We start from the raw sequence: 26062 nt of genomic DNA on the forward strand, positions 1-26062 counted from the left end.
GGATGGGCGGAGTCAGGGTCCCGGATCAGTTTTTTATTGCAACAATCAGATCCATTACGTTTGTGCCTGTGGGTCCCGTGACCAACAGCGCCCCCGCCTTGTCGAGGAAACTGCCGCTATCTGCATTGTCCAGATACGCTTGCGCCTTATCAGACCAAGTGTCGCCGGTAACGATGGCGCCTGCTGCATCTGTTGGCCCGTCGGTGCCATCTGTTCCTCCGACGATGACGGTCAAATCAGATTGCCCTGCGATTTCGCGCGCGAGTGCTAGAGCAAGGGCCTGATTGCGCCCACCGCGCCCTGGCGCATCAGGTAGGACCACGGTTGGTTCGCCGCCAAATACCATGGCGCCCTTGGGCATATTCCGCAGCCGATCTCCTAATTTAGCTGCAACCGAGAGATAGTCATCGTGCATCGCTTCTTCGTTGCCGAGGACCTTGATGCCTGAGTTCTCGGCCGCAAATGCTGCGGCGTCGCGCGCGTGTGCGTTTGATGCGATTATCGCGGTGTGGGCAGAAAACTCCGGTTCTTCGGGCAATGACCCGATACCGGAGCCAATAACGCCCAGATCATCACCCGGGACGTCCGAGATCGCCAGAACGGTCACACTTTTCCCCAAGAATGCCGACAACAAACCGCCACCCTTGATCCGGGACAGCTTGCGCCGTTCCGTGTTCATTGCACCGATGTCGAGACCTTCACTCAGCAGTCTTTGGTTGAGGGCCTCAAGATCATCCAATGTCGTACCGGCCACGAGGTCCTCGGCAAGCGAAGAAGCCCCTCCCGAAACTAGCAGAAGCAGCTTGCTGTTGGGTTTCATCGCCTCAACCGTTTCGCGCAAAGCCTGCCCACCCTTCAGACTGCGGGCATCAGGAACCGGGTGTGCAGCTTCAATCACCACAATATGCTTAGGCAGGTCGTGGCCATGGCCATCCTTGGTAACCACCAGAGTGGGCACTGGGCCAAACCGTTCGACGGCGGCACGGGCCATGGCCCCTGCGGCTTTTCCAACGGCCAATATCTGATCTGGGGCTTCGATCGCCTGAGTGGCCTCCAGCGTTGCGCGATATCCATCAACCGCCGCCACACCTGCGCGCCAAATGTCCTTTGCCTTTTGCGAACTCTGCATCAGCTTTCCATCCAAATTGTGACCGGTCCGTCATTGACCAACTCTACCGCCATGTCAGCTCCGAACGCACCTGTCTCAACCGGAATGCCCCGCGATGAAAGGTTGTGTACAAACGCCTCGTAGAGGTGTTCGCCCTCAGCCGCCGGGGCGGCCCCGGAAAACCCAGGCCTGTTTCCACGCGATGTGTCAGCTGCCAAGGTGAACTGGCTGACCACCAGGGCCGAGCCCTCAATGTCCAATATCGACCGGTTCATCTTTCCCGCGTCGTCCTTGAAGATACGGAGCTTTGCGATCTTTTCAGCCAATTGATCAGCTTGTGTCTCTCCATCCCCCTGCATCGCACAAACCAGAATCATCAATCCGGGGCCCGATCGCCCGATGACTGTTCCATCGACTTTGACCGAGGCACTGGAAATTCTTTGAAGTAAGGCGCGCATCTGCAGGTCCTGTATTTTATTGCTATTCGTGCCAATCGATCACTTCATCCAGCGCGGCACGTTCCGTTCTGAACGCGTTCGCCGGGTGATCCATATCCGCATATCCGAACGAAATCGCGCACAGAATCAAGCGATCTTCTGATATCCCGAAATAACGGTGAAGAAATGTGCCATGGGCCGCTACCGCTGCCTGCGGGATACAAGCCACACCCAGGGCCTGCGCCGCCAGTGAAAATGCGGTCACGAAGCCACCACAATCCATCGCGCCGTAAGGGCCCAGTTCAGCAGGGCTGGACAGTATGGCGCAATGTGGGGCGCCGAACAGAGCATAGTTTTCCATCATCTGTTGCGCCGAGGCCCTGCGATCACCTTTTTCGATACCAACCGCTTTGTAGAGGGCCCAGCCACAGGCGCGACGGCGCTCTTGATAAACACCGGAATAGCCGGTTGGAAAGGGTAGGTCCGGAGCAGGCGCAACGTGCGAGGCTTCGTGTTGCAACGCGTCCCGAAAATGGTCTGTCTCGGCCCCGCTGGTGATGACGACCTGCCAGGGTTGCGCGTTGCACCAGCTTGGAACACGCGCAGCACTGGCGACGATCTGTTCAATCTGTTCGCGCGGCACCAGGTCCGTGCGAAAGGCACGGCAAGAAAAACGATCGGCCAAGAGCGCGTTCAGAGCGTCAAGGTGCAATTCAACATCTCCTTTCAGGCATGCCGAGGAGTAGGTTCCATGAGCGTGCTCTGCTTATCAGCTTTATTGCTGTCCAGTTGCCACCAGATACCCGACGCCGGCCGCAACGAGAAGGCCCAGAACCACGGCGATCGTAATCTTGATTGCGGACCAGGGACGCTCACCCTGAACGCGGCCGGTCCGGCCATTGACCACAAAACGATAGGTCTGGCCGCGGTATTTGTAGGCCGCCATCCAAACCGGCAAAAGGATGTGTTTGAATGTGACATCTCGCACTTCGGTGTCGACAGCGTGAATGCGCTGACGATCACCTCCGATATCGAAGCGCACGTCACGCTCGATCACCCGTGCCATATGTGCGCGGGCCTCTTGATAACCTTCTCGCAGTTCGACCGTGTAAGCCTCGGCGCGGAAACCGGCCAGATATTCCGGCTGGTATGGCTCAAGCGCAGGCAGGTCCCATGGCTCCAGCGCATCGGTATAGGATTTGGGCAGCGATTGTGATGCCAACACCAGAACATCGTCAAAGAACCGTGCAGCCCGTCCGGATTTTGGCGTCCAGCGCACTTTGGGAACCTGTTGCTGCACGCGCTTTCCATCGCGCATCACTGTGCGAGTTTCGTAATACACCACACCGCGTTCCCCACGATAACTCGACTTGGTATCAGCGTCGAAGGTCCAATACGGGACATAAATGCCCTGCATCTTGCGTCCCTTTCGGGCGTATTCCTTCAACCCGTTAGGTGCAAACCACAGTCGGCCCAGCCAATCCCCCATTGCCTTGTGGGCCGAGCGTTCATCCAGTGCAAAGGGCAACACTCCGCGGGGTTTGATATGGCGGCTAACGCCTGTATCGGTCACTACCGGAGTGGCACAGAACGGGCACTCCGCAGCATGGGTGTTCGGATCAAACTCAACCTGAGCCGCGCAGTTCGGACAGGTCAGAACACGGGTTTCTTCAATCTCGCTGTCAGGCAAGCGATCCGCGATGGCGGCGTCGAAATCCAGCTCTCGCAGACTCGCACCACCCCATGGGCCAGCACCGATCGTTCTGGTGTTGCCACAATGATCGCAGGTCAGCGTTCCGTCACCGGGATTGAACCGATAATCCGCCCCGCATTGGTCGCAGGGGAAACGGTGTTCGTCTTTCGCCATGACAGAACCTCGAAATCAGGTTACCAAATGTCAGATCACGCGCCCGGAGGCGGCGGAGGCAGGATCGTGAACAGCTGTGCCAGTTCCTGCACGTCGCCTGCCTTCTTCCAACCGTCCTGACCGGCAGTCCAGACGTGGGTATCACGCGTGATTTCACCATCGGTTGCCATACGACCCATCTTGGCCTTGGAGAACGGCCCGCTGGTCTGGCCATCCACCGCGATATGCCACACGTGCTCGACGGGTGGCGGGGGTGGCGGTGCCGCAGGCGCTGCGGCTTGCGGGGCAGCGGGGGCGGAACCGCCCCAAGGGCCGCTTGGTTGACCCGCTGCCATGTTCGACATCTGCTGTGCCATCGCCATACCCATTCCCATGCCAAGACCGGCGCCTATGCCGCCGCCCTGACCGGGATTGTTGGCCGCTGCGGTCATCGCTTCAGCTGCGGAATACTGCGTGAACTTGCCCAGATCGCCCGCCAACCCCATCGATGTGCGCTTGTCCAGCGCGGCCTCGACCGCTGGTGGCAGCGAGATGTTCTCGATGTAGAACTCGGGCATGCTCACACCATACCCGTCCAGCACCGGTGACACCTCGGCGGCAATCAGTTTGCCCAGATCGGCAGTGTTCGCCGCCATATCGAGAACTGGAATGCCCGAGCCTGCGAGGACGCGGCTGAATTCCTGCACGATGATGTTTCTGATCTGAAAGCTGATCTCGTCCATGGTGAATTCACCATCGGTGCCTACGATCTCTACCAGGAATTTCGCCGGGTCCTTGACCCGCACTGTATAGGTGCCGAAGGCCCGGATGCGTGTTGGCCCAAACTCGGGATCGCGCAGCATGATCGGGTTCTTGGTGCCCCATTTCAGGTCATTGAACCGGGTCGTGTTAACGAAGTAAATTTCAGACTTGAACGGAGACTGAAAGCCGTGATCCCAATGCTGCAGCGTCGTCATGATCGGCATGTTGTTTGTCTCAAGCATGTAGAGACCTGGGGTGAAGACATCCGCCAACTGCCCTTCATGCACAAAGACCGCCGCTTGACCTTCGCGCACGGTCAGCTTGGCGCCGTATTTGATCTCGTGTCCTTCACGCTCGAACCGCCAGACCATCGTGTCGCGCGTATCGTCGACCCAGTGGATGACGTCGATAAATTCGCCGGTCAGAAAATCAAAAATTCCCATTGGATTTCTCCTGTCTTCGGGGTCAGAGCGACTGCCCCATCAATTCGCGTGCAATGATACGGACCACCGGGCGCGCTTCTTCAGCGGTCATGCCAGCCTTAAGGCGCGGGTCATAAAGGATGGTCAGCAGCTTTTCGTCATGACTTGTCAGCAGGGCGAACTCGTCGTCATCGTTGAAGATTGATGGCCGGGCAGACGGGCTGTCATTCGGCAGCCCCAATCCCTGAGCGATCTCTTCGTGGACGCAACTCAGGCGCACCAGATCGGGATGTTCCGCCCGGATCAGGGCAACAGCCCGGGTATATGTCTGTGGCGCGCTGTTCGACGCCGAAGCGAATACAAAGCAATAGAAAGAGCGTGGCAGTTTGTCGAAGAGGTCAAGTTGCGCCTGCCCTATGCCCGGGATCAGTTGTCGCAGCCGGGCTTGCACATAAGCGGTATCATCTTCACCCGCCACGAAGACGTGGAAATTTGCATTCCGGGTGGTGGTTGAGACCGGGTGTCCAGTGAGCCGCGACAAGCGGTTGGCGTAGGCGTCAATTCGGGCGGTCTCTTGCTGGCGGACTTCAGGTGCAACCGATGGACCAAACTCGGGCTTTATGCGAACCGGCGACGACCAGCGACTAAGCTGTCGGCTGGTGCGGCTGCTGCCGCTGGCAACGGCTTGCCCCGGATATTCATTATAAAACGCTATGGTCTCAAAGTTCCGGGCCAGATCATCGGCATCATAGGGCGTATCAGGGCCACCGCCATCGGTTCTCAGCAACCCGCGCGTCAGCAAGTTGTTTTGTACGCTTTCATAGTATCGCGCGAGATCAAGGCTCGCTGGTGAGGGCGCTTGATATGCATTGCTCAGGCCTTGCGGCTGGGCAGGTTGAGGTTCAGGAGCGATCGTCGTCGTCAATGCCTCATCGCAGCCAGCAAATGCCAGCAGCGACAAGCCCAATACTGCAATCTTAGCGCGATGAAATGGCCGCACGCCCGCTGTTTCCATTATCCGGGAACAGCCGTTCCGGCATTGTCGCCGATCCCGTCCTGTCGCGCCTTGGCCGAGGCGAGCGTGTCGCGCAATTCGGCCTCCATCTTCTTCAGTTCTTCCTCGGCTGCGGCGCGTTTGGCCTTGCCTTCGTCTGCAATGGCGAGGCTTTCGTTGATGGTGCCGATCAGGTCTGCATTGGCTTGTTTGACGGCTTCGATATCGAAGACGCCACGCTCCATCTCTTCGCGGATCATTTTGTTGGATTCGCGCAAGTTGGCGGCGTTCGAGGTCAGCAATTCATTCGTCAGATCATTGGCATCACGTACGGCAGCGGCGGCCTCGGCACTGCGCTGTATGGTGACAGCTTGTGCCAGCTGGGTTTCCCAGAGCGGTACTGTGTTGACGAGGGTCGAGTTGATCTTGGTCACCAGCGACTTGTCATTTTCCTGCACCAGACGGATGGAGGGCAGCGATTGCATCGTCACCTGACGGGTAAGCTTCAGGTCGTGGACCCGGCGTTCCAGATCATCGCGCGCGGCACGCAAGTCGCGCAATTCCTGCGCTTTCATCACCTGTTGGTCTTCGGGCGCGGCCTGAACCTCGGTCTCTTTTTCAGGAATGTCATGGCTGTCCAGCTCGGTCAGCTTCTCCTCTCCCGCTGCGATGTACAGTGCGAGTTCGTCGTAGAACTCCAGCGTTTTTTCGTACAGCAGGTCCAAAGACTTGATATCTTTCAGCAGTGTATGCTCATGCCCCAGAAGATCATCAGTAATCCGGTCGATCTGGCTTTGAACGTCCTCATACTGCGCTGTGAATTTGGCGAAGGGCGCAGCACGGCCCAGCAGTTTTTCCCACCAACTGCGTTCGCGACGCACATCCAGTTCGCTGACTGAAAACCCCCGGATCGTTGTTACGATATTGCGAAGGCTGTCACCCGCCGGGCCCACATCCTTGTTGCGCACGTCGGCCAGCATGGCCTGACTGATCTCTTGCAATTCCGCCTGTGCGGATGATCCGAACGAGACGATCGAGTTTGTGTCGCCCATGTCGATCTCACCCATCCGCTTGCGGATCTCGGCACCAACTGGTTCGTCGGCCTCTTCCAACGGGACAATCTCGGCCTGCGGCTCGGGGAGGGCTACGGCGGTGACTTCCTGCACCAGCGTTTCAGCCTCGACTGCCTTGTTTTTAATCTCATCGGACATGGGGTAATCCTCGCTTACATAAAAGCCGGTCAGTCCAACCGGACGCCTTCGCGCTGCAGCCGGTCGCGCAGCACATCAATTTCAACCGTCAGATCACTGCGGTCATCCAATAGCATCTTTCGCGTCCGCGCCGCGAAATTCTGTTCAAGATCGTCCAGCAACGCCGAATAGTCCGCCAACGCCTGCGCATCACGCGTCCGTGCATAGACGTCCGAAAACTTCACCGTCGCATCGCGCGCGCCCTGCAAATAAACCGTCAGGTATTTTCGGGCACCAGCCAGATCGCGCGGGTCTTCCTCGACCGTGCGAAACAGATCGCGGGCTGTATCCTGAAAGCGTTCGACCCGCGCTTCGATCCGGCGGTCACCTGCGCGTTTTATTGCATCTGTCATTTGGGTCAGATGGGTTTCGGCGTCCTCGACCACGCGTGCGACACGGTCCTGCTGGAAGGTGTCGACACCCTCCATTCCTTTGTCCTTCATTGGGTCGAGGCCGAAGGAAACCGAATGTAGAACCGTTGCAGCGGCGCCAAACAGGATGGGGGCCAGCAGGCTTACCTGTGATGCTGTTTCGGCGTCCAGAAATTCGGTCCGGTATGAGGCTAGCGCCGCCCCCAAACCGGTCAGAACGCTGGAAAACATCTTGCGGGGAAACGCAGGTCTGCGTGCGGTGCGGCGGGCGTTGTAAGCGGATTCGGCCCTTAAACCTTCGCGCAGCAGAAACGCGGCAGCGGTCAGTAGCCCTGCCGCAACCAGGCCGATGGTCATTCCGATCGCGCCATCGTTCAGAGACAGAAACACCAGTGGTATCGCCGGGACAAACAGGATGTTCGCGCGTGCACCTGCCGGTTCGACACGGGCACCATCGAATTGGCCACGCGATGGCTGATCCTGCGAGGAAACATCGCCTTCTGGGCTGAATTTGCCGCCGTACCGTTTGGCCATTTCGCTACAGGCCCCCCAACAGACCGGTGCAGACGCCGAACAACAGCACCAACAGGGCCGCATAGGCCAATTTTTGTACTCCGGTCCCGGACATAGCGCCCCCCAACTGTGACCATCAGGGAAAATTTAGGCGATACGAGGGCTTGGCGCTAGGGGGAAGGTTGAATAACCCGCGTCACTTGCGAGGTTTCTTGCCGATTGCTGGTCTTTTGCGCTGCGGTCGAGCAGGGCGTTTGGCCGGGGGTATTCCGCTATCCTCAGCATCCAGCCCCAGTTGGTCGCGCATGACACGGCGGCGGATTTCTTCAACCTCGCTGGGTTTCAGGTTGCCCAGTTGGAATGGGCCGTAAGAAACCCGCAAAAGCCTGTTCACCACATAACCGATATCTTCGATAGCGCGGCGGATTTCGCGATTCTTGCCTTCGCGCAGGCCGATGGTCAGCCAAGCGTTCGCGCCCTGTTGACGGTCCAGTGTCACGGTCATGGGCTGAAACCGTTCACCATCGATTACCAGGCCTTTGCGCAGCGGTTCGAAATCCTCGTCTTTGGGGCGTCCATTTACCCGCACCCGGTATTTGCGCAGCCATCCAGTTGAGGGCAGTTCCAGCTTGCGCTTGATGCCGCCATCATTAGTCAGCAGCAGCAATCCTTCCGAGTTCAGATCGAGCCGCCCGACGCTCATGACCCGGGGCATATCCTCGGGCAGGTCGTCAAAAATCGTCTTGCGGCCTTTTTCGTCACGCGCCGTCGTCACCAGTCCCGGTGGCTTGTGATAGAGCCACAGGCGTGATGGCTCGGGCTCGGATACTGGTTTACCATCGACGGTAATCCTGTCCTTGGCGGTTACGTTCAGCGCAGGGCTGTTGATCGCCTTGCCATTCACGGTCACACGTCCGGCTTCGATCATGCGTTCAGCTTCGCGGCGCGAGGCGACACCGGCGCGGGCCAGCACTTTGGCGATCCGGTCGCCGGGAGGAGGGGTATTGGTCATCCTCCGGCCATAACCCATCCCGGCGGCTTGCGAAAGACGGGTTTCTGAGGCAGTCAGAGGCATGAAGTTCAGATCCCACATGAAACAGGCGCTGGAACAGGCACAGGCGGCGGCAGATCGAGGTGAAGTGCCGGTCGGCGCGGTGATCGTCGCGCCCGACGGGCAGGTGGTGGCCGCAGATGGGAACCGCACCCGCGAGTTGAATGACCCCACTGCCCATGCAGAGATTCTGGCTCTGCGCGCCGCATGTGCCGCGGCCGGGTCCGAGCGTTTACCCGATCATGACCTTTACGTAACCCTTGAGCCTTGTGCCATGTGCGCCGCAGCGCTGGCCGCAGCCCGCATCCGGCGCATCTACTACGGCGCTTCCGATCCGAAATCTGGCGGTGTCGCGCATGGCGCGCGCGTGTTTTCGCACCCACAGGCCCACCATCGACCCGAGGTCTATGACGGCATTGCCGCCGAAGAGGCTGCCGCGCTGCTGAAACGCTTCTTCGCGGCGCAGCGCGGTTAAGTTTTTACGACCATTTCACGTGGGATATCAGCCAGGGGCTTGCCCCCATCTGACGTCACCACAAAGCTTTCGGTAATCGCCAGTCCCCAGTCTGGGGTCCAGAGGCCGGGCATTAGGTGAAAGGTCATATTCTCTTGCAATTCCGTCGTGTCACCGGGTCGCAGGCTCATGGTGCGCTCGCCCCAGTCGGGCGGATAGCTGAGCCCGATGGGATAGCCGGTGCGGTTGGCTTTGACATACCCCGCGCGGGCGAAACTGTCATAGACACAAGCCGCGACCTCTTCGCAGGTGATGCCAGGGCGTGCGGCGGTCATTGTGTCGTCGATAGCGGTTAGAACAGCGGCTTCGGCCCGGCGGATATCATCCGGGGGATCACCCAGAAACAGGCTGCGACTAGCGGGGCAGTGATAGCGTCGATAGCAGCCGGAGATTTCGAAATAGGTCGCCTCATCCCGCGCCAGTGGTCGGTCGTTCCAAGTAATGTGCGAGGCAGAAGCCTCACGACCGGAGGGTGCAATCGGCACGATAGCAGGGTAATCTCCGGCTAGGCCGGGCAGTCCGGCGATGCCTGCCGCCTGCACTTCGGCGACAAGTTTGTTTTTGGGCAATCCTTCGCGATATGCGTCACGCAGAACTCCGTGCATATGTGCAGTCAGCTGACCCGCCTTGCGCATCATTGCGATCTCGGCATCGCTTTTGACAGCACGCTGCCAGTTCACAAGCCCTGTGGCATCAATCAATGCACCGAAGGCCTGTTCGAGGATGCGGTGGCTGGTGGCTGAGTAATAATAGTTATCCATCTCCACGCCGATACCAGAGGTCCAGCCGCGATCCCGCAATGCCAACACAAGGGCGTCGACCGGGTGGTGGTCCGGGTGTTGCACATGCTCTTCAGGCCAATCCAGCAGGTCCATCTGGTCCAACCGGGTGGTCTGCGCAGCCCCCGCTTTGTCCTGCGTTCTGCCCCACCAAAGAGGCGATCCGCTGGCGGGTAGGATGACCATCTGCGGTACGTAAAAGCTCCAACCGTCATAACCGGTGAGCCACGCCATGTTCGATGGGTCCGTGATCAACAAGGTCTCGATACCCTGTTGATCCATCGCAGAACGGGTCTTGTGAATGCGGTCAGCGTATTCCTGCGCGCTGAAATCCGACGCGGGCATCAGAGAGAAATCGCCTGCATGACCTCGGGCTCGATTACATCGACACCGGGCAACCCGTCAGCCAGTTCCTGAGCCGATTGCGCGAGAATCGGAAAGGTCTTGTAATGGCACGGGATCACTGTCTTGAAATTGAAATACCGCTTGGCAGCATAGGCAGTGCCCTTCATGTCCATGGTAAAGTGGCCACCTGCCGAAAGGATGCCGATATCGGGTTTATAATAATCACCCATCCACTCCATGTCGGCCATAATGTCGGTATCGCCAGAGAAATAGAGCATACGGTCCTCGGACGCGATCATATAGCCGACCTCGGTTCCACCCGTACGCAGACCATCAGGTGTCGAGAAGGTCGAGCTGTGCGAGGCAGGCACCATCGTTAATTTGATACCGTTTAGGTCAACCGTGCCACCTTTGTTGAATCCGACCGTTTCAATGCCTTCAGCCTCGGCCCAGTAGCCCATCAGGTCGTATTGCCCGACCACGGGCACGTTTAGATGTTTGGCCAGCGGCAGCACATCGACGACATGATCGAAATGAGTATGAGTCAGCAGGATATGCGTCGCGCCCGCAACGGCTGCGTCATGCTGATCTTCGGGCAAAGACGGGTTGCCCGTCAGCCAGGGATCGATCAATAGAACTTGTCCTGCTGTTTCGATGCGAAAGCTGCCATGTCCCAGCCAAATGATATCCATAGAGAATCCTCCCATTTTCCGCTTGGAGTTAGCCTAGCATCGGCTATGTAAAAATCTATGGATTGGACGCAGTATGTTGATGGATATTGTGAGCGGCTCTCGCCCGCGTATTGGGCCGAGCCGATAAACGCGATTACCAATGCGGCCTTTCTTATTGCTGCATTTGTGATGTGGCAAAGGGCGCGCGGGCAGGGCGCACCGTTGGCGATGGCTTTGGTTGTCATATTGGCGATGATCGGAATTGGCAGCTATCTGTTCCATACCCATGCGCAGGTTTGGGCGGCGATCTTGGATGTGACGCCAATTCTGCTGTACATCCTCGTTTACATCTACGCAGTGAATCGCGATGTCTGGCGGCTGAGCAACAGATACGCGCTGGGTTTGACCGCGCTGTTCTTTCCATACGTGGCGCTGACGATCCCGCTATTCCAGTTGGTGCCTAGGCTTGGTGGCTCGGCGGCATACGCCCCAGTCCCTCTATTGATTCTGATTTATGCGGTCCTGTTGCGCCGGAAAGCCCCGGACACTGCGCGTGGGCTGACAATAGGAGCAACTGTCCTGATCACCTCGATCACCTTTCGATCACTGGACACTCCAATTTGCGGGTATCTGCCAACGGGGACGCATTTTATGTGGCACATTCTGAATGCAGTTATGCTGGGCTGGATGATTGAGGTTTATCTGCGGGCGATCCGAAATCCACCTGCCGGAGCTGCGGTGGCTGCAGGATCAGGGCATTGATCAGAACCACCTAAGCATCTTCCTGATTGGTTAGTCCCTGAACGCAGCAGCCAAAGCCTCGGGCAGATCAAATTCAGCCAATACGCGCGCGCGGCCTTCGGCTGACATCTTGAAAGCCGTTTTTTCAACAATGCGCTGGATTTTTTCGGCGGAGTGCTTGGCGGCAAAAGGTTCAAAGTACCATTTCAGAAAAACGAAACAGATCACGTCCTCAAGCGCCTGTACCTCGGCATTGCGCTTGATCCCCTGTTTGCGCAGCATTTGCCCGACGGCTTCTATATCGTCCGCACCATATTCAGCCTGTTCCATGAATCCTTGCACAACGTCAGCGTGATATACGCCTTGCGCCTTCCTCCAGGCCAGATACCCTGCACGTCCTTCGGGGTATTCAGTGCGCTTTAGCTTCCAGCGTTCGACATGCTGACCACGTGCGGCGATCTGTAAAGCATCCGACGCATCGGGAAATAGCCGATCCAGCTCTGCGCTCATGCGTTGGCCATAAAGCAGTTCGACCGGCTGGCCGTCCTCTATATTAGGGTCTTGCGCATTTGCTGCGTCAATTGCGTCCAGAACGGTTTGCTTGCGTGTGCTCATTCTCTGCTCCGTTAGCTCGCCTGAACTGCACCTGACGGGTGGTTCGGCGTTTGATCCAAGACCATGCTAACGAGTTGTTGGAATGGGTGCAGCAGTCAATTGTAAAAAGCGCCGGATCGGGAGGGGGCGTACCGATCCGGCGCGCAGGTCAGGGTTATTTGCCTGCCTGGGTGTGGTCCCTCGTCACGGGCTCCGAAACAGGCGCGGGGAAGCTAAGGTTTCGGGTCAGATTGTTCATATCGATACCCAAAGCCAGGGCGGGCGAGGTCAGAACCAGAGCGGACAATATGAAGGCGGGAAGAAGGGTTTTCATGAGGTGTCTCCGATTTCTCGTTGCGTCACGATATTGAGGTGAACTGTTCGGTTCATTTTTTCAATGGCAAAACTGAACTAATCGGTTTACTTATTTGCATATCAGCCATTCAAATATGCATGGCAGCTGGCGATATTGGGTTTGAATCCGCGTCTGCCGCCTGTCGCTCTTGCGAGTGTTGCGGCAGGCAGGTAAACGCCCCCTAACGTAGATGAGGGTTTCCGATGTCGATTGACCAAAGCACCGCCGCCAAGGTGGCCAAACTGGCCCGGATCAAGGTCGAGGATGATGCGCTGCCTGCGCTGGCGTCCGAGTTCAACAATATCCTCGGGTTTATCGAGCAACTGAACGAAGTGGATGTCGAAGGCGTCGAGCCGATGGTCTCGGTCGAGCCGATGCGCCTGAAGCGTCGTCAGGACGTGGTCACCGATGGAAACCAGCAGGACAAGGTCCTATCCAACGCCCCCGATGCGCGCGAAGGGTTCTTCGCTGTTCCAAAAGTTGTGGAGTAAGTCATGAGCGAACTGAACAAACTGGGCCTGGCCGAGGCCCGCGATGCGCTGCGTGCCAAAGAAGTGACCTCGGTCGAACTGACCGAGGCCTGCCTCAAGGCCATTGACGAAGCCGACGCGCTGAACGCGTTTGTCCACAAGACGCCCGAGATCGCGTTGGAGCGCGCCAAGGCGGCGGATGAGCGGATCAAAGGCGGCGACGCGCCTTCGATGTGCGGTCTGCCGATCGGCATCAAGGACCTGTTTTGCACTAAGGGCGTGCCCTCGCAAGCGGCCTCGAAAATTCTCGAGGGGTTCAAGCCCGAATACGAATCCACCGTGTCGCAACAATTGGCGGATGCTGGTGCTGTGATGCTGGGCAAGCTGAACATGGACGAGTTCGCGATGGGTTCGTCTAATGAAACATCCGTTTACGGCAATGCGGTCAGCCCGTGGCGGCGCGGCAATGACGATGCACAGCTGACACCCGGCGGCTCGTCCGGTGGCTCAGCCTCGGCTGTCTCGGCTGACCTGTGTCTGGCCGCGACCGGTACCGATACCGGCGGTTCGATCCGCCAGCCTGCTGCTTTTGTCGGTATCACCGGCATCAAGCCAACCTATGGTCGTTGCTCGCGCTGGGGCATTGTGGCCTTCGCCTCTTCTCTGGATCAGGCCGGTCCGATGACCAAGAACGTCCGAGACGCAGCGATCATGCTGGAAACCATGTGCGGTAATGACCCCAAGGATTCCACCAGCGCCGAGCTGGCCGTGCCAAATTTCGAGGCGATGCTGACCGGCGATATCAAAGGCAAGAAAATCGGTATCCCAAAGGAATACCGCATGGACGGCATGCCTGCCGAGATTGAAAAGCTTTGGGCCGATGGCACCGCTATGCTGAAAGACGCAGGCGCCGAAATCGTAGATATCTCGCTGCCGCATACCAAATACGCGCTGCCTGCCTATTACGTGATTGCTCCTGCCGAGGCGTCGTCGAACCTCGCCCGCTATGACGGTGTCCGGTATGGCCGCCGAGCGCAGTTGGCTCAAGGCGATGGCATCACCGAGATGTACGAAAAGACCCGTGCCGAAGGCTTCGGTCATGAGGTCCAGCGCCGGGTGATGATCGGCACCTACGTGCTGTCTGCAGGCTTCTATGACGCCTACTACAACCGCGCTCGCAAGGTCCGCACCCTGATCAAGAAGGACTTCGAAGATGTCTTTGCCGCAGGCGTTGATGCGATCCTGACCCCGGCAACGCCGTCGGCCTCGTTCGGTCTGGGCGAGATGACCGAGGCTGATCCTGTTCAGATGTACCTGAACGATGTGTTCACCGTGACAGTGAACCTCGCTGGCCTGCCCGGTATTTCGGTTCCTGCTGGTCTGGACAAACAGGGCCTTCCGTTGGGTCTGCAGCTGATCGGCCGTCCGTGGGAAGAAGGCGATCTGCTCAACACCGCCTACGCGCTAGAGAGCGCGGCTGGGTTTGTGGCCAAGCCCGGAAAATGGTGGTAATCCTCAAACCTGACACGGCAATAAAGAACCGGAGCAGTCAAATGCGCAAATTGCTTCTGATCCCGGCCCTTGGGCTGATCGCGGCATGTGATACCGTTACCCCTGTTTCGGGTACCGGTTTCAATACGCCGGAATATCAGGCGCAGCGCGAGGCCGAACTGGCCGGGCAGGGTCTTGCCGGTAATCCGCTTGCACCACCCGAGGCGGTTTCCGAACAGCCGCTCTCGGCGCAGGGGGCTGTTGGTGCCGTACCAACAGGCGACGCCTCTGACATCGCCAACCAGACGGCCATTGCCTTGGCGAATACGTCGGGTCAAGAGACGCGCGTCGCGCCTCTGACTGCAACAAACAACCCAAGTATCTCTGATGAGCAGGATTTTGAGGCTGTCTCAAACCGTCGCAGTATCGATGCCGACGCTGCTCGTATCGAACAGAATCGGCAGTCTTACGAGGTCGTCGCCCCTACTGCCGTGCCCGAGCGCGGCTCTGACGGGCAACCCAATATCGTGCAATACGCCCTGAGCACTTCGAACCCCATCGGTACCCAGTTGTACAGCCGAGCCGGATTTAACCTGCAGGCCAAGGCACAGCGCAACTGCGCTCAGTTCGCATCTCCTGATCAGGCGCAGATTGAGTTTCTGTCGAATGGAGGCCCCCAGCGTGACCGCAAAGGGCTGGATCCGGACGGCGACGGTTACGCCTGCGGCTGGGACCCCAGCCCGTTCCGCAGTGCCGTCAACAACTAAGCTCTCCCCCATCTGGCACCCATCGCCCAATTTCGGCCCCCGCCGGGATGGGCTGTCACCCAAGCTGATCGTGCTGCACTACACTGCAATGGAGAGCGCTGCTGCCGCGCTTGAACGTCTCTGCGATCCGGGTCCCGAGGTCTCCGCCCACTACCTGATCGGTCGCGACGGTGCGCTCTGGCAGCTTGTCCGAGAGGAAGATCGCGCTTGGCACGCCGGGGCAGGGGAGTGGCAAGGGCAAGCCGACATAAACTCCCGCTCGATCGGGATCGAGCTGGACAATGGCGGAGATCACCCGTTTGCCGAACCCCAAATGCGTGTATTGGAACAGCTTTTGCCCGAACTCATGCAGCGTTGGACCATCGCGCCAGAGGGTGTGATCGGGCATTCCGACATGGCACCGGGCCGCAAGTCCGACCCCGGCCCTCGGTTCGACTGGCAAAGGCTGGAACACCAGCGCCTTGCCGCTCGGCGTGGTACTGCCCTCGAACCGAACGTCAACTTCCGCGAGCTGGCGCAGGACCGGGGCTACACAGCGACAAGCGAGGAGAAGACGCTCCTAAATTCCACACGCCTGCGCTATCGCCCGTGGGCCTCAGGCCCCTTGCACCCCGATGATCTCATAGCCCTCTGTCCGCTCCCAAAATCGACCTGATCCGCCCTTCATCTGGCCAAAAATATCTCGGGGATGAATTGGCCGTAGGCCAAGAAGGGGCTGGCCCCTTCACCACCCCAACCCCTCTTGACGCCATCACGCACAGAGCCTACCCAACCCACGCGCGGAGGGCCGGATGGCCGCTGGGGTCGTTAGGCCCGAGAGGAAAGTCCGGACTCCACAAGGCAACGGTGCCGGGTAACGCCCGGGCGGGGAAACCCGACGGAAAGCGCCACAGAAATCAGACCGCCACACACGTGTGGCAAGGGTGAAACGGTGGGGTAAGAGCCCACCGCGCCGCTGGCAACAGTGGCGGCACGGCAAGCCCCACCGGGAGCAATGCCGAATAGGGTCCCCGCGCGGGCCGGTCGGTGCAAACCGATACCGCCGCTAGGCACGCCTTGGCCGAGAGGGACCGGGTTGGCAGCTCGAGCCGCGCAGCAATGCACGGCCTAGAGGAATGGTCATCGAAGGGGGCAACCCTGGAACAGGATCCGGCTTACAGGCCCTCCGCGCATATCCTGTTACCCGCCCGGAGGTGTGTAGGTGCCGCCAAGTGCTGCAGCTTTTTCGGCGACGGCAACAAATTCCTGCGCCGACCATGCGCGAACGGTCTCGATCCTCGAAACCGCACCCGTGCCCGCGACGGCCATGCCAATTGCCACAGCATCACTGCCTTCAGGCAGTTCGCTGATAACGACGACATCATTGCCTCCGGTGGTTATATAAAATGAGATCAGTCTGCCGCCTGCTTTCTCAAGCAGAGCCTTGACGGGACCGGTGCGATCTTCCGGTTTTGCCAACATTCCTTTGACCCCATCTTGCGAATAAGACGCATAGGTAATGAAAACAGGCATATTTCTCTCCCTTGGTTGCAGTTTATTCGGAGCGCTAAAAGCGGCCGACTCCTTGGCCGTGTCGCGTGCAGGGTTGCGCGCAAACCGGAAAAGACCCGGCCAAATAGACAGCCGGGCGTTGCTATAGTTGTGAGCGGTGTTGTCTGCCGGAATTTACATCCGGCCCGGTATTACCTAAGTCCGCAAAACGGGCTTCGAAGGTTCCGGCGACACTATCACAGAATCGTGAGCGTTCCAAATCGACTGCTCTTGAAGCCATGTCAGGAATTGTTCCCCTAACGCGGCGAATCCGGTTGACTTGGGCGCATGAGCGGTTAAAAGCGCACGCTCATAAGGATTCAACCGAAAGGCCCCTGCCTTTTCGGACGCAGGAGATAACCATGGCGAAGCCGACGACAATCAAGATCCGTCTGAACTCGACCGCGGGCACGGGCCACTTCTACGTGACCAAGAAGAACGCGCGCACCATGACCGAGAAAATGACCATTCGTAAATACGATCCGGTCGCTCGGAAGCATGTCGAGTACAAAGAAGGCAAGATCAAGTAATCTGCCCTCTGACATACTTTTTGAAGAAGGACTCTGCCATGCAGGGTCCTTTTTTGTATTGTTTTGGGGTATCTCTTGGTCGGCCTAAACCAAGCAGGGGCGTTGCAGGGGCGCATCAGAGGTTTGGGTGTTCTGAATCTCAGCGGCTTGCTTTTTCTAATCCCCTGCCGCTACGCTTCAGCAACCCTTTCCAAAATGTTGACCGCCATGAAAAAAATCTTGTTGCCCGCTCTTGCTGTTCTGACATTGTCAGCCTGCGAAGACCCCTTTAACCGCGAAGGTGTTGGTTTCACCGGGATTGATGGTGAACCGCGCACAGTTTCGGATGTAAAAGGCGCCGTAGCCTTTTTGCCGCCAGAAACCAACATCCCGGCGGAACTGGCCAAGCTGCCAACGGTCCAGGTTACATCGGACAAAGCCGAGCTTGAAAAGATCGCGGGTGTCGCAATCGATAATGGCGGTCGCTCAGATGCGAATTCAGTTCAGCTCACTGGCAGTGATACCAATCTGTACCTGAGCAATGTCAGTGTAAACGGTCAGTTGTTCGGCGTCCTGCGTACGGAAAACAACTCCACCAAAGTTGATACATCCGTGGGCTCGGCCTTTGGCGCTCAAACGGAACGCTTTACCGGATGCTTGCCCGCGGGTGATGTATACCGCAAAGGTTCGTCCGAGCGCAGTTCGGGTTTTGCAGTGCCACTGAACTGCCGTTAATTTAGCTTACACAATCTAAGTAAAAGCCCCCGCCATTGGCGGGGGCTTTCTAGTTTCAGTGTTTCTGCAAGTCTTACGAGGCGCTGAACAAGGGCCCAAACCCAGCACCGGTCATTCAATCCAAGTGACACACCGGACGATGATCACGCGAGTTCAGAGGCCCCCGCCATCCGTTGGCATCCAAGCAAGCGCTATGCGTGTTCTCTATTCCGCCTCACCGCCAAAGAATAATCAGTGGTGAAACTCAGACCCGATCAGCAGAACTGTTTAACCTCAACTGATAGGAAGCAACGTTCATTGCTTTACCAATGCCTGCCCATTCTCGTCAAAGAAATGAAGTTTGTCGGTGGGAAAATGCAGGCCGATCTTTGCCCCAGGCTTTAGAGCGGTGTCCCCATTCAGGCGCACGGTAACCTTCTCTTCGGCGCCGCAATCCACGATCAGGAAGGTATCTGCCCCCAGATACTCAATCACCTCGATGATGCCATCACATTGCCCATCGCCTGATGATACAACATCGATGTGTTCGGGGCGAATGCCGAGTTTGCTTGCTACACCCGAGCGCGCGAAGTCGCCGCCTCTGCCATGTTCCAGAGTGTAGCCATCGTTCTGAGTCGTGCACGGCAATATGTTCATTTTGGGGCTGCCAATGAACTGTGCGACAAACAGATTGGCAGGGCGTTCGTAAAGTTCGCGGGGTGTGCCGACTTGCGCGATCTTGCCGTACTCAAGCACGACGATGCGGTTGGCCAATGTCATCGCTTCAACCTGATCGTGCGTCACGTAGATCATAGTGCGCTTTAGGTTCTGATGAAGTTTCGCGATTTCGTAACGCATTTCGACACGAAGCGCTGCATCAAGATTCGAGAGCGGTTCATCGAACAGAAACGCCGTCGGGTCGCGCACGATAGAACGACCAATTGCAACGCGCTGCCGCTGTCCACCGGACAGGTCCTTGGGGCGACGTTCCAGAAAAGGTCCCAGCTTGAGAACCTCGGCGGCTTTATTGACCTGCTCTGCTATCTCGGCCTTCGGAACACCCGCGACCTTAAGTGAGAACCCCATATTTTCGGCGACTGTCAAGTGGGGATAAAGCGCATAGGACTGGAACACCATCGTCAGACCCCGCTTGGAGGGTGGGTGATCCGTGACATCATTGCCGTTGATTAGTAGCGATCCGCGCGAGATATCTTCAAGCCCACCGATCATGCGAAGCAGGGTGGATTTTCCACAGCCCGATGGACCGACGAAGACGATGAATTCACCTTCATCAATCATTAGGTCAACGCCTTTGATGACCTGGGCCGAGCCAAACCACTTTTCGACGGATTTTAGTTCGATGCTGCCCATTAGTTCCTCCCTGCCCAATGCAGCCAAACTGCGGCTGTCCAGGTGAATGAATTCCCTCCGGCAGGGCTGCCGGTCAGTGGATCGTAGTATTCAGCGAAGCCGTTCGTTGCGATCAGCTGCGACGTTTTCTGGCGCAGTGCCTCGGCTTCTTCCAGGTGCCCCATATCCGCCAATCCAAACCCGATCAGCATATTCATGAACCCCCAAGTGGGACCCCTCCAGTACCTGCGTTGGTCGAAGTTGGGCATCGCGGGGTCATAGCTGGGAACTGGAAAGGGTACTTTTGCAAGCGTCGCCTGCAGGCGCTCCAGCATGTGCTGTGAATCAAGCCCCCCAAACCAGCAAAGATACGACGCGTTAGAGATGCTTCCGGCCCAATCACCAGTCAGCGCATCACGCGAGTCGAACGAGCTCAGCGTTTCGTTCCACAAAGATCGCGCGCCCGCTTCGAGCCTTTGAATGTCGCTACTTAGTCCATCCGCATCAATTCCAAGCCTTTCGCTGATCTCCTGCAGATCGCGTGCGGCGCGCAGAGCGATAAATGTCATCGTCGGATCTGCGACTCGGAAGGGATTCAGGCTCAGCAACTTCTGTTGATCCCAGTCGGCCTGGCAGCCGATCTGAACCAATTTGATATAGCGGTCATAGTCGTATTTGGTCGGTCGGTCTGCACTGTTGACGTGGCTTGTGTCACGACGCTGGTAGTCTCCGACACCTGTGGGATCTACGCCCTCCATTGCTTTGTCCCAGTCCGGTGCATTGTCGCGACCAGCTTCCCACGGATGCGTGGTGCAGACCGCGCCGTGTTCGTCGAGTCGCCATTTCATGATCCAGCGATGCCACGCCAGCAGAGATGGGAAGAGCGCGCGAACGCGGTCCGCGCCTGCATCGCCATCTTTTTCCCAGATCTTCCGCGCCACAGTTGCAGCCACCGGGGGCTGAATGATGCCTGAGGACGGGATCGGCCCGTGGCCACCCCAGACATCCGGGCCGGGGTAATATCCGTCATCCTGTTTGTGGAACAGGATATGCGGCACCATTCCATCATCCCACTGGCCCGAGAACAGTGTTTCAAGTTCCACCCAGGCTCGATCAATGTCGAACTCGGCAAAACCAAGCGCCGCAATCGCGCTGTCCCAATTCCATTGATAGGGGTAAAGCCCTTCGGTCGGGATGGTGTAGCCGCCGCGATCATTGGCAACCAGAATGTTGCGCGCCTCGCGGTCGGGGTTTGTATGTTGGTTCATCTCAGTCATCCTTTGACGGACCCCGCAGTCAGGCCCTTAGTCATGAAACGTTCAAGTCCCAGGAACAGCGCCATGATCGGAACGGTGGCGATCACCGCACCGGCCATCAGATGCTGTCGGGGAATTTCCGAGGAGTTCAGCATCGTGACGCCTCGGGTCAGGGTAAATTTCGAAGGGTCGTCCAGCAGCATGAAGGCCAGCAGGAACTCGTTCCAAGCGATCATGAAGACGTAGAGCGAGACCGACGCCAGCGCAGGCAGGCTAAGCGGCAGCGTAATCTTCCAAATCACTGCCAGCCGCGACAGCCCATCCATGAGACCGGCCTCTTCCACCTCAGTCGGCAAACCACGGAAATAACCTTGCAGCATGTACAGCGCGACAGGGATCGTCGTGACCGGGTAGATCATAACGATGCCAAGGATCGAGTTGCGCAGCCCGGTCAGCGAGAATGCGATATAGATCGGCAATGCCAGAACAATCATCGGCACCATGTAGATCAGCAGAATCGAGCGCGAGAACGCCTTTTGCCCTGAGAAACGGAACCGCGCCACCGCATAGGCTCCGGGGACGCTGAACAGCAGGGTGATAAAGACCGTCAGGACCGAGACGTAGAGCGAGGTCCAAAGATAGGTGCCGAAGTTGAAATCGCGAAACAGCTCGGTATAGCTGCGAAACAGAGCGGTGCCTTGTGATAGATCTACCGAGAAATCCAGCGGGTTCTGCAACAGGGCCTGTTGCGACTTCAGGCTGGTCATCACCATCACATAGAACGGAATGATCACGATCGCCGTGAAGAAGATATAGCCAAAGCCCGTGCAGAACCGGATCACGGCCTCTTCGTACTCGTGGCGGGTGAGCTCGCCGAACGGTGTCTCTTTCAGGATTGCGGCAACGGATAGGTGCATCACGACCGCCATCGCCACGACGGTGACCAGTATTGCCTGCAGGGATGTGTCAGAGCCGATCAGGACAGGCCCGACTCCGGTCAGGCAAGACAGGCCTAACAAGGCGGATACACCCAGTCGGGCCGGTGCGCGTTGCGCCGAGAAGCGGACATACACCAGACCGGCAATAGCCCCCCATATCAAGCAGAGCAAGACCTGTGGCCGGAACGCAGCCCCGGTCGAGAATGACATGGTGATGGCGACAGTAGTGGCGATCACCACCAGCCAGAGCGCGCCTAGAATCGGGGCGGTTATATACCCTTTGCGCATCACAAACCCTCCTCGCGGCTGATGAAGCGGAAGAAGACGAAGCTAAAGGCAATCAGGCACATCAGGATCACAACGGCCACCGCTGCGCCTGCGCCGATGTTCGAAACCGCAAATGCCTGTTCATAGACATTTACGGTCAGAGTACGGGTGCCGGCATTGCCGCCGGTCAGCAGGAAGATGTCGTCGAACTTGTTGAACGTCCAAATGAAACGCAGCAGGAACAGTACCGACAGGATGCCCAGCAGTTGCGGGATGCTCAGCAGCCAGAACTTCTGGAATGGTGAGGCTCCATCCATATCTGCTGCTTCGTACATGCTGGAGTCGATTGATTGCATCCGCGCCAGAATGAACAGGAACGACAGCGGGAAATAGCGCCAGATCTCGAACACTGTCACCATGATAAGCGCCAAAGGGCGTTCCCCGAAGAAGTTGATCGGTTCACTGCTTAGTCCCATCTGCACCAACAATGCGTTGGCAGAACCCGAGAACGGGTCGAACAAGGTGACCCATGTGAAGGCCACAGCGATGACCGGCGCCACATAGGGGAACAGATAGAGGCCGCGTATGAACCCTTGTCCTTTGAAGCTTTTGTTCAGCAACAAGGCTGCAAACAGGCCCATCACCAAAGCTCCAATGGTGCCGACCACGGTGTAGAACAACGTAACCCACAGCACGCCCCAGAACTCGTCTCCATCAAAGACACGGGCGTAGTTTTCCAGACTGAATTCAAGGTTGGTCAGGACGCTGGGTCCGCTCCCGGTCACGCCGGGCTCTGATCCTTCGAGCAGCTCTTCGAAAGCGTCCGGATCTCCGTCCAAGGTGACCGGAATACGGATGCGTTCGCGTTGACCGCCTTCCAGTGTGCCGAAATCGCAGAACAGGTTTTGCCCGTCCAGAACACAGGGACTTGCAACTTCGCGCGCCGTCACGCCGTCCGGTAGAACATCTGTCAGGGTGACGCCGACAACGGCGATGTCCTGACTTGAGTTGCGGACGCGGTATTCAATCCGCAGATCCTCGCCAGATCCGCGCAAGCTTTCACGCACCACAGGTGCAGGCGGACGAAGGTCAGACAGGGTGAAGGGCTTGAAGCTGATCCAGAAGATCGCCAGCAAGGGCAGGATCACCACAAGCGATACACTGATCACTGTCGGAGCCAGCAGCGTCCAGGCCAGACGCGCCTCGCGTTTGGCTAGCGCCCCGGTTCCGGTCGGTGGGGTGGCCGAAGACATGGGATACCTCGAAGGGTTGGGTGCAGCGGCGTAATCGCCGCTGCATGTGTCACAAGGTTACTGAACCTTCGCGAGCTCGTCGTTCATTGCGGCCACTGCAGCGGCGGCATCGATTTCATCGTCGATATATTGGCGCACGACCCGGTTAATTGCCTGGCTGTTGATCATTTTGGACGCCAAAGCCAGCTGGCCTTCAGCAACGCCCCAGCGCTGCGCCACGTCCAGACCGCCGACGATCTCATCGATCATCGCCTGATCATACAGCTCGCCCAACGGGGCTTTGCGGTCCACGCCTACAGGCAGCTCTGCCCATGCTTCCGAGAACGCGGTCGGGTTGTCAGCATTACCGCGACGGACCGGGAACTTGCCCTCGGGTGCGATGGCCAGTGTTTGAGTATAGCCGTCGTCCATGGCGAATTTCACGAACTCCATCGCCGCGTCGGTGTCGGCGTCGTTGGTGATGCCAAAGTAACGAACGTCACCCCAAGCCGCGCCATCCGGGTTCGATGGGCCCGAGAAGTTAGTGACGATACCGGTCTTCGAGGCCAGATCGCGCGAGGTCGGATCATCGTTGATCGTCGGCGGGGCGCTGTCGCGCAGACCGGCCAGTTCGTCAAGGATGAAGGGCGACCAGATGATCATCGCTGCTTTGCCATCAAAATACAGCTCGCGCGATTGTTTCCAGAATAGCTCACCCGGGGGCGAGGCTTTCGAGATCGCCTTGTAGAAATCCAATACCTCTATGGTCTTGGCTTCATCCAGCGGTTGGAAGCCGTCCGCGCCAACAGGGGTCACGCCATTGGCGAGGAACACATGCTCCAAAACCTGACTCATGAAGTTTTCATCAACTTTGGTTGCAGCAACGAAACCGTACATCTCGGGCGGGTTGTGCAACTGCTCCAGCGCAGCGACGACGTTGGCGAATGAGTTCGGGGCCTCAAGGCCAGCTTCATCAAACAGGTCTTTGCGGTAGACAACCATTTGAGTCCATCCATCGACCGGTACCGACGCGGTTTCGTCGTTGAACGCCGCCATACCAAGCGCGCCGGGGGCGAAGGTGTCGGCGCCCAGTTCTTCGATCACTTCGGTGGCGGCTTCGGTGTCCAAAATGCCCGCTTCAGCCCATGGCAGGGCATATTGCAGCGGATGATAGACCACATCTGGCAGGTCTCCGGCGGCAAATGCTGCTGTGGCGCGTGTACCCAGATCACTTTCGGTGACCGGGATAACCTCGACCGTGGTGCCGGTTTCAGCCTTGAACTGGTCAGCCATTTCCTGTTGCTTGGCCAGCCGCTCGGGCTGTTCTTCGGTGGTCCAGAAGCGGATCGTATCCGCCTGAGCGGACATCGCCGCCAATACTAGCGCAAGCGATGTTCCAAGCATCATTCGCGATGCTAAAGGTGCAAGTTTCATAGTCGGTTTCCTCCCCGGTTATGATCTTTTGAAAGTTGAATTTTTCGGGCCAGTTCCTCGGCTGTAACGCTTGGTGGCCCGTCGGAATTGCGTTCGATCAGAACGGCCTCACTAATCTCACGCAGATCTGTCGGTGCTTCACCGCGAGTCTGACTGATCAGCATCGTCGCAAGGCGTTCTCCGGCCCGCTTAGAATCGACGCTGAACGTGGTTAGACCAGGGCTGACATATTGGCATTCAGGGATGCCGTCATATCCCAAAATTGATACATCTTGCCCGACCTCGAGGCCCAGTTCTGCACAGACCGAGTAACACCCCAGCGCAGCAAGATCTGTTGCAAACACTATTGCAGTAGGTGGGTGATTCAGCGTCAAAAGCGCGCGTGCCTCAACCGCACCCTCCTCGCGCGTACGAGCACCTTCCCGGAACAACTCGGGATCGGCAGGCAAGCCCGCGATCTTGAGACCTTCGAGATAACCGTCACGGCGCAGATGGCTGTAGTTGAATTTCGGATCGCTACCGACATAGCCGATACGCGTATGGCCAAAATCGACGAGCCGACCGACCGCATCACGGGTTGCAGATTCACCCGAAATGTCGAACCAGGATGTCTCATCCTGCCAGTCCGCCTGCCCATACCCCGTGCGGCCATACATGATGAAGGGAACCTTCAACTCTTGCAGGTATTTCACCCTCGCATCGTCGACCTCGGTCCGGGGCAGAATGAATCCATCGGCTTTGCGCTCTTCGACAAGCCGCCCCAATACATCAAGCATATCTTTTTCGGACTTCGCCGTAGAAATCGTCATCGTCCAGTCGGATGCGCTCGCCGCTTCGCATGCTCCGGCCAGAAAGTCCTGAAGAAATGGGTTATGCCGGTCTGGTTCTTCGCTGTTGATGACCATGGCAATGGCGCGCACCCGCCCGGTTCGTATCGCCTGCGCATGGCTGAGTGGGCGATAGCCCATCTTTCGCGCCGTGGTTTGAACGCGCTTTCTCGTGGATTCCGAGATGTCGGTATATCCATTCAGGGCGCGGGACACCGTGCTCTTAGAAAGCCCAAGATGATCGGCCAATTGATCCAGTTTTACCCTGCCGGGGCCAGAATGACTCCGGGGGCGAGACTGCGGTTGCTGGAGACTTGGATTCGTCATCATTCTTCTATTTGTTTTCTCCGAAACCGGTTTCGGCAATCAAAATTATGAAATTCTTTGATTGGATCGACCAAGTACACGAACGTTCCAATGGCGAAAGGCGCTGATGAACGCATATGCAAACTTGCAAACGCGGCTTTCAGAGCGGTGCAAAATTAGGGTTGCGCCAACATGGTTGACTGCCGACTGCTACAGTA

Annotated in this window: 28 protein-coding genes and 1 other RNA gene; 9 read left to right on the plus strand and 20 right to left on the minus strand. The window is 57.8% G+C overall.

Annotation, left to right across the window (positions count from 1 at the left end; genetic code table 11):
• Positions 1–25: 25 nt before the first annotated feature.
• The 9 genes from ACR0AY_RS11145 to ACR0AY_RS11185 form a co-directional block, all read right to left on the minus strand.
• The gene (locus tag ACR0AY_RS11145; RefSeq protein ID WP_170512409.1) at positions 26–1129 is read right to left on the minus strand and encodes a DUF4147 domain-containing protein; all 1104 of its coding nucleotides are present in this window, start codon (positions 1127–1129) and stop codon (positions 26–28) included.
• Positions 1129–1566 (minus strand): D-aminoacyl-tRNA deacylase, encoded by a 438-nt coding sequence (gene dtd, locus ACR0AY_RS11150; RefSeq protein ID WP_170512407.1) that lies wholly within the window; start codon positions 1564–1566, stop codon positions 1129–1131. The genes ACR0AY_RS11145 and dtd overlap by 1 nt, the downstream gene beginning before the upstream one ends.
• Positions 1567–1588: 22 nt before the next feature.
• Positions 1589–2257 (minus strand): nitroreductase, encoded by a 669-nt coding sequence (locus tag ACR0AY_RS11155; protein ID WP_170512405.1) that lies wholly within the window; start codon positions 2255–2257, stop codon positions 1589–1591.
• 63 nt (positions 2258–2320) lie between these two features.
• On the minus strand, positions 2321–3412 hold the full coding sequence (locus ACR0AY_RS11160) for a TFIIB-type zinc finger domain-containing protein (protein WP_170512403.1): 1092 nt from the start codon (positions 3410–3412) through the stop codon (positions 2321–2323).
• Positions 3413–3447: 35 nt separating this feature from the next.
• On the minus strand, positions 3448–4596 hold the full coding sequence (locus tag ACR0AY_RS11165; protein WP_170512401.1) for an SPFH domain-containing protein: 1149 nt from the start codon (positions 4594–4596) through the stop codon (positions 3448–3450).
• A 22-nt stretch (positions 4597–4618) separates the two neighbouring features.
• On the minus strand, positions 4619–5590 hold the full coding sequence (locus ACR0AY_RS11170; RefSeq protein ID WP_170512399.1) for a DUF2927 domain-containing protein: 972 nt from the start codon (positions 5588–5590) through the stop codon (positions 4619–4621).
• Positions 5590–6780 (minus strand): toxic anion resistance protein, encoded by a 1191-nt coding sequence (locus tag ACR0AY_RS11175; RefSeq protein WP_170420695.1) that lies wholly within the window; start codon positions 6778–6780, stop codon positions 5590–5592. Before ACR0AY_RS11175 ends, ACR0AY_RS11170 begins: the two co-directional genes overlap by 1 nt.
• 29 nt (positions 6781–6809) lie before the next feature.
• Positions 6810–7724 (minus strand): 5-bromo-4-chloroindolyl phosphate hydrolysis family protein, encoded by a 915-nt coding sequence (locus ACR0AY_RS11180; protein ID WP_170392241.1) that lies wholly within the window; start codon positions 7722–7724, stop codon positions 6810–6812.
• 175 nt (positions 7725–7899) lie between these two features.
• On the minus strand, positions 7900–8796 hold the full coding sequence (locus ACR0AY_RS11185; protein WP_480454159.1) for a pseudouridine synthase: 897 nt from the start codon (positions 8794–8796) through the stop codon (positions 7900–7902).
• Between ACR0AY_RS11185 and ACR0AY_RS11190 the strand changes: the two genes are divergently transcribed.
• Positions 8777–9229: a nucleoside deaminase gene (locus ACR0AY_RS11190; RefSeq protein WP_170420696.1), complete on the plus strand. Its 453-nt coding sequence runs from the start codon at positions 8777–8779 to the stop codon at positions 9227–9229. The genes ACR0AY_RS11185 and ACR0AY_RS11190 overlap by 20 nt on opposite strands.
• Here the strand turns inward: ACR0AY_RS11190 and ACR0AY_RS11195 are convergent.
• Positions 9226–10392, minus strand: a complete 1167-nt coding sequence (locus ACR0AY_RS11195) for a M24 family metallopeptidase (protein ID WP_170512395.1) — start codon at positions 10390–10392, stop codon at positions 9226–9228. The two genes, ACR0AY_RS11190 and ACR0AY_RS11195, sit on opposite strands and share 4 nt — an antisense overlap.
• Positions 10392–11084, minus strand: a complete 693-nt coding sequence (locus tag ACR0AY_RS11200) for a metal-dependent hydrolase (RefSeq protein ID WP_480454160.1) — start codon at positions 11082–11084, stop codon at positions 10392–10394. Before ACR0AY_RS11200 ends, ACR0AY_RS11195 begins: the two co-directional genes overlap by 1 nt.
• Before the next feature lie 57 nt (positions 11085–11141).
• Here ACR0AY_RS11200 and ACR0AY_RS11205 point away from each other — a divergent pair, with 57 nt between their 5' ends.
• Positions 11142–11825, plus strand: a complete 684-nt coding sequence (locus ACR0AY_RS11205; protein ID WP_170512393.1) for a ceramidase domain-containing protein — start codon at positions 11142–11144, stop codon at positions 11823–11825.
• A gap of 30 nt (positions 11826–11855) precedes the next feature.
• On the opposite strand, the gene ACR0AY_RS11210 is transcribed toward ACR0AY_RS11205, so the two are convergent.
• Complete coding sequence (locus tag ACR0AY_RS11210; RefSeq protein ID WP_170512391.1) at positions 11856–12419, minus strand: DUF4202 domain-containing protein; 564 nt, start codon at positions 12417–12419, stop codon at positions 11856–11858.
• Positions 12420–12573: 154 nt separating this feature from the next.
• Entirely contained in the window at positions 12574–12732 is a 159-nt protein-coding gene (locus ACR0AY_RS11215) for a hypothetical protein (RefSeq protein ID WP_170401611.1), read from the minus strand.
• Between the two features lie 224 nt (positions 12733–12956).
• Here ACR0AY_RS11215 and gatC point away from each other — a divergent pair, with 224 nt between their 5' ends.
• From gatC to rnpB, 5 genes are all read left to right on the plus strand, one after another.
• Positions 12957–13244, plus strand: a complete 288-nt coding sequence (gene gatC, locus ACR0AY_RS11220; protein WP_170392224.1) for an Asp-tRNA(Asn)/Glu-tRNA(Gln) amidotransferase subunit GatC — start codon at positions 12957–12959, stop codon at positions 13242–13244.
• Positions 13245–13247: 3 nt separating this feature from the next.
• The gene (gatA, locus tag ACR0AY_RS11225) at positions 13248–14735 is read left to right on the plus strand and encodes an Asp-tRNA(Asn)/Glu-tRNA(Gln) amidotransferase subunit GatA (protein WP_170512390.1); all 1488 of its coding nucleotides are present in this window, start codon (positions 13248–13250) and stop codon (positions 14733–14735) included.
• 41 nt (positions 14736–14776) lie between these two features.
• On the plus strand, positions 14777–15481 hold the full coding sequence (locus tag ACR0AY_RS11230) for an excalibur calcium-binding domain-containing protein (protein ID WP_170512388.1): 705 nt from the start codon (positions 14777–14779) through the stop codon (positions 15479–15481).
• The gene (locus tag ACR0AY_RS11235) at positions 15465–16136 is read left to right on the plus strand and encodes an N-acetylmuramoyl-L-alanine amidase (protein ID WP_480454162.1); all 672 of its coding nucleotides are present in this window, start codon (positions 15465–15467) and stop codon (positions 16134–16136) included. The genes ACR0AY_RS11230 and ACR0AY_RS11235 overlap by 17 nt, the downstream gene beginning before the upstream one ends.
• Before the next feature lie 124 nt (positions 16137–16260).
• An RNA gene (gene rnpB, locus ACR0AY_RS11240) (RNase P RNA component class A) lies at positions 16261–16654 on the plus strand.
• A 6-nt stretch (positions 16655–16660) separates the two neighbouring features.
• Here the strand turns inward: rnpB and ACR0AY_RS11245 are convergent.
• Positions 16661–16993, minus strand: coding sequence for a GYD domain-containing protein (locus tag ACR0AY_RS11245; protein WP_170392216.1), 333 nt, complete (start codon positions 16991–16993; stop codon positions 16661–16663).
• Positions 16994–17373: 380 nt separating this feature from the next.
• Here ACR0AY_RS11245 and rpmG point away from each other — a divergent pair, with 380 nt between their 5' ends.
• Positions 17374–17541: a 50S ribosomal protein L33 gene (rpmG, locus tag ACR0AY_RS11250; protein ID WP_010441901.1), complete on the plus strand. Its 168-nt coding sequence runs from the start codon at positions 17374–17376 to the stop codon at positions 17539–17541.
• A gap of 207 nt (positions 17542–17748) precedes the next feature.
• Positions 17749–18255, plus strand: a complete 507-nt coding sequence (locus ACR0AY_RS11255; protein ID WP_170392214.1) for a membrane lipoprotein lipid attachment site-containing protein — start codon at positions 17749–17751, stop codon at positions 18253–18255.
• Positions 18256–18549: 294 nt separating this feature from the next.
• Here ACR0AY_RS11255 and ACR0AY_RS11260 read toward each other — a convergent pair whose 3' ends face one another.
• From ACR0AY_RS11260 to ACR0AY_RS11285, 6 genes are read right to left on the minus strand one after another with little or no spacing between them, the layout of a single operon-like run.
• Positions 18550–19605 (minus strand): sn-glycerol-3-phosphate ABC transporter ATP-binding protein UgpC, encoded by a 1056-nt coding sequence (locus ACR0AY_RS11260; RefSeq protein ID WP_170512384.1) that lies wholly within the window; start codon positions 19603–19605, stop codon positions 18550–18552.
• Entirely contained in the window at positions 19605–20852 is a 1248-nt protein-coding gene (locus tag ACR0AY_RS11265) for an MGH1-like glycoside hydrolase domain-containing protein (RefSeq protein ID WP_480454165.1), read from the minus strand. Before ACR0AY_RS11265 ends, ACR0AY_RS11260 begins: the two co-directional genes overlap by 1 nt.
• A gap of 5 nt (positions 20853–20857) precedes the next feature.
• Positions 20858–22066 (minus strand): carbohydrate ABC transporter permease, encoded by a 1209-nt coding sequence (locus ACR0AY_RS11270; RefSeq protein ID WP_170512380.1) that lies wholly within the window; start codon positions 22064–22066, stop codon positions 20858–20860.
• Complete coding sequence (locus ACR0AY_RS11275) at positions 22066–23298, minus strand: carbohydrate ABC transporter permease (RefSeq protein WP_170512378.1); 1233 nt, start codon at positions 23296–23298, stop codon at positions 22066–22068. The genes ACR0AY_RS11270 and ACR0AY_RS11275 overlap by 1 nt, the downstream gene beginning before the upstream one ends.
• Before the next feature lie 57 nt (positions 23299–23355).
• Positions 23356–24711: an extracellular solute-binding protein gene (locus ACR0AY_RS11280; RefSeq protein WP_170420724.1), complete on the minus strand. Its 1356-nt coding sequence runs from the start codon at positions 24709–24711 to the stop codon at positions 23356–23358.
• The gene (locus tag ACR0AY_RS11285; protein WP_480454166.1) at positions 24708–25868 is read right to left on the minus strand and encodes a LacI family DNA-binding transcriptional regulator; all 1161 of its coding nucleotides are present in this window, start codon (positions 25866–25868) and stop codon (positions 24708–24710) included. Before ACR0AY_RS11285 ends, ACR0AY_RS11280 begins: the two co-directional genes overlap by 4 nt.
• Positions 25869–26062: the final 194 nt, after the last annotated feature.

Source organism: Ruegeria sp. A5, from assembly GCF_056543005.1.

Bases quoted from the DNA above. Each gene is read 5' to 3' on its own strand.
- ACR0AY_RS11145 (WP_170512409.1), bottom strand. From the start codon at position 1,129: ATGCAGAGTTCGCAAAAGGCAAAGGACATTTGGCGCGCAGGTGTGGCG.
- dtd (WP_170512407.1), bottom strand. From the start codon at position 1,566: ATGCGCGCCTTACTTCAAAGAATTTCCAGTGCCTCGGTCAAAGTCGAT.
- ACR0AY_RS11160 (WP_170512403.1), bottom strand. From the start codon at position 3,412: ATGGCGAAAGACGAACACCGTTTCCCCTGCGACCAATGCGGGGCGGAT.
- ACR0AY_RS11165 (WP_170512401.1), bottom strand. From the start codon at position 4,596: ATGGGAATTTTTGATTTTCTGACCGGCGAATTTATCGACGTCATCCAC.
- ACR0AY_RS11170 (WP_170512399.1), bottom strand. From the start codon at position 5,590: ATGGAAACAGCGGGCGTGCGGCCATTTCATCGCGCTAAGATTGCAGTA.
- ACR0AY_RS11175 (WP_170420695.1), bottom strand. From the start codon at position 6,780: ATGTCCGATGAGATTAAAAACAAGGCAGTCGAGGCTGAAACGCTGGTG.
- ACR0AY_RS11180 (WP_170392241.1), bottom strand. From the start codon at position 7,724: ATGGCCAAACGGTACGGCGGCAAATTCAGCCCAGAAGGCGATGTTTCC.
- ACR0AY_RS11190 (WP_170420696.1), top strand. From the start codon at position 8,777: ATGAAGTTCAGATCCCACATGAAACAGGCGCTGGAACAGGCACAGGCG.
- ACR0AY_RS11185 (WP_480454159.1), bottom strand. From the start codon at position 8,796: ATGTGGGATCTGAACTTCATGCCTCTGACTGCCTCAGAAACCCGTCTT.
- ACR0AY_RS11195 (WP_170512395.1), bottom strand. From the start codon at position 10,392: ATGCCCGCGTCGGATTTCAGCGCGCAGGAATACGCTGACCGCATTCAC.
- ACR0AY_RS11200 (WP_480454160.1), bottom strand. From the start codon at position 11,084: ATGGATATCATTTGGCTGGGACATGGCAGCTTTCGCATCGAAACAGCA.
- ACR0AY_RS11205 (WP_170512393.1), top strand. From the start codon at position 11,142: ATGGATTGGACGCAGTATGTTGATGGATATTGTGAGCGGCTCTCGCCC.
- ACR0AY_RS11210 (WP_170512391.1), bottom strand. From the start codon at position 12,419: ATGAGCACACGCAAGCAAACCGTTCTGGACGCAATTGACGCAGCAAAT.
- ACR0AY_RS11215 (WP_170401611.1), bottom strand. From the start codon at position 12,732: ATGAAAACCCTTCTTCCCGCCTTCATATTGTCCGCTCTGGTTCTGACC.
- gatC (WP_170392224.1), top strand. From the start codon at position 12,957: ATGTCGATTGACCAAAGCACCGCCGCCAAGGTGGCCAAACTGGCCCGG.
- gatA (WP_170512390.1), top strand. From the start codon at position 13,248: ATGAGCGAACTGAACAAACTGGGCCTGGCCGAGGCCCGCGATGCGCTG.
- ACR0AY_RS11230 (WP_170512388.1), top strand. From the start codon at position 14,777: ATGCGCAAATTGCTTCTGATCCCGGCCCTTGGGCTGATCGCGGCATGT.
- ACR0AY_RS11245 (WP_170392216.1), bottom strand. From the start codon at position 16,993: ATGCCTGTTTTCATTACCTATGCGTCTTATTCGCAAGATGGGGTCAAA.
- rpmG (WP_010441901.1), top strand. From the start codon at position 17,374: ATGGCGAAGCCGACGACAATCAAGATCCGTCTGAACTCGACCGCGGGC.
- ACR0AY_RS11255 (WP_170392214.1), top strand. From the start codon at position 17,749: ATGAAAAAAATCTTGTTGCCCGCTCTTGCTGTTCTGACATTGTCAGCC.
- ACR0AY_RS11260 (WP_170512384.1), bottom strand. From the start codon at position 19,605: ATGGGCAGCATCGAACTAAAATCCGTCGAAAAGTGGTTTGGCTCGGCC.
- ACR0AY_RS11265 (WP_480454165.1), bottom strand. From the start codon at position 20,852: ATGAACCAACATACAAACCCCGACCGCGAGGCGCGCAACATTCTGGTT.
- ACR0AY_RS11270 (WP_170512380.1), bottom strand. From the start codon at position 22,066: ATGCGCAAAGGGTATATAACCGCCCCGATTCTAGGCGCGCTCTGGCTG.
- ACR0AY_RS11275 (WP_170512378.1), bottom strand. From the start codon at position 23,298: ATGTCTTCGGCCACCCCACCGACCGGAACCGGGGCGCTAGCCAAACGC.
- ACR0AY_RS11280 (WP_170420724.1), bottom strand. From the start codon at position 24,711: ATGAAACTTGCACCTTTAGCATCGCGAATGATGCTTGGAACATCGCTT.
- ACR0AY_RS11285 (WP_480454166.1), bottom strand. From the start codon at position 25,868: ATGATGACGAATCCAAGTCTCCAGCAACCGCAGTCTCGCCCCCGGAGT.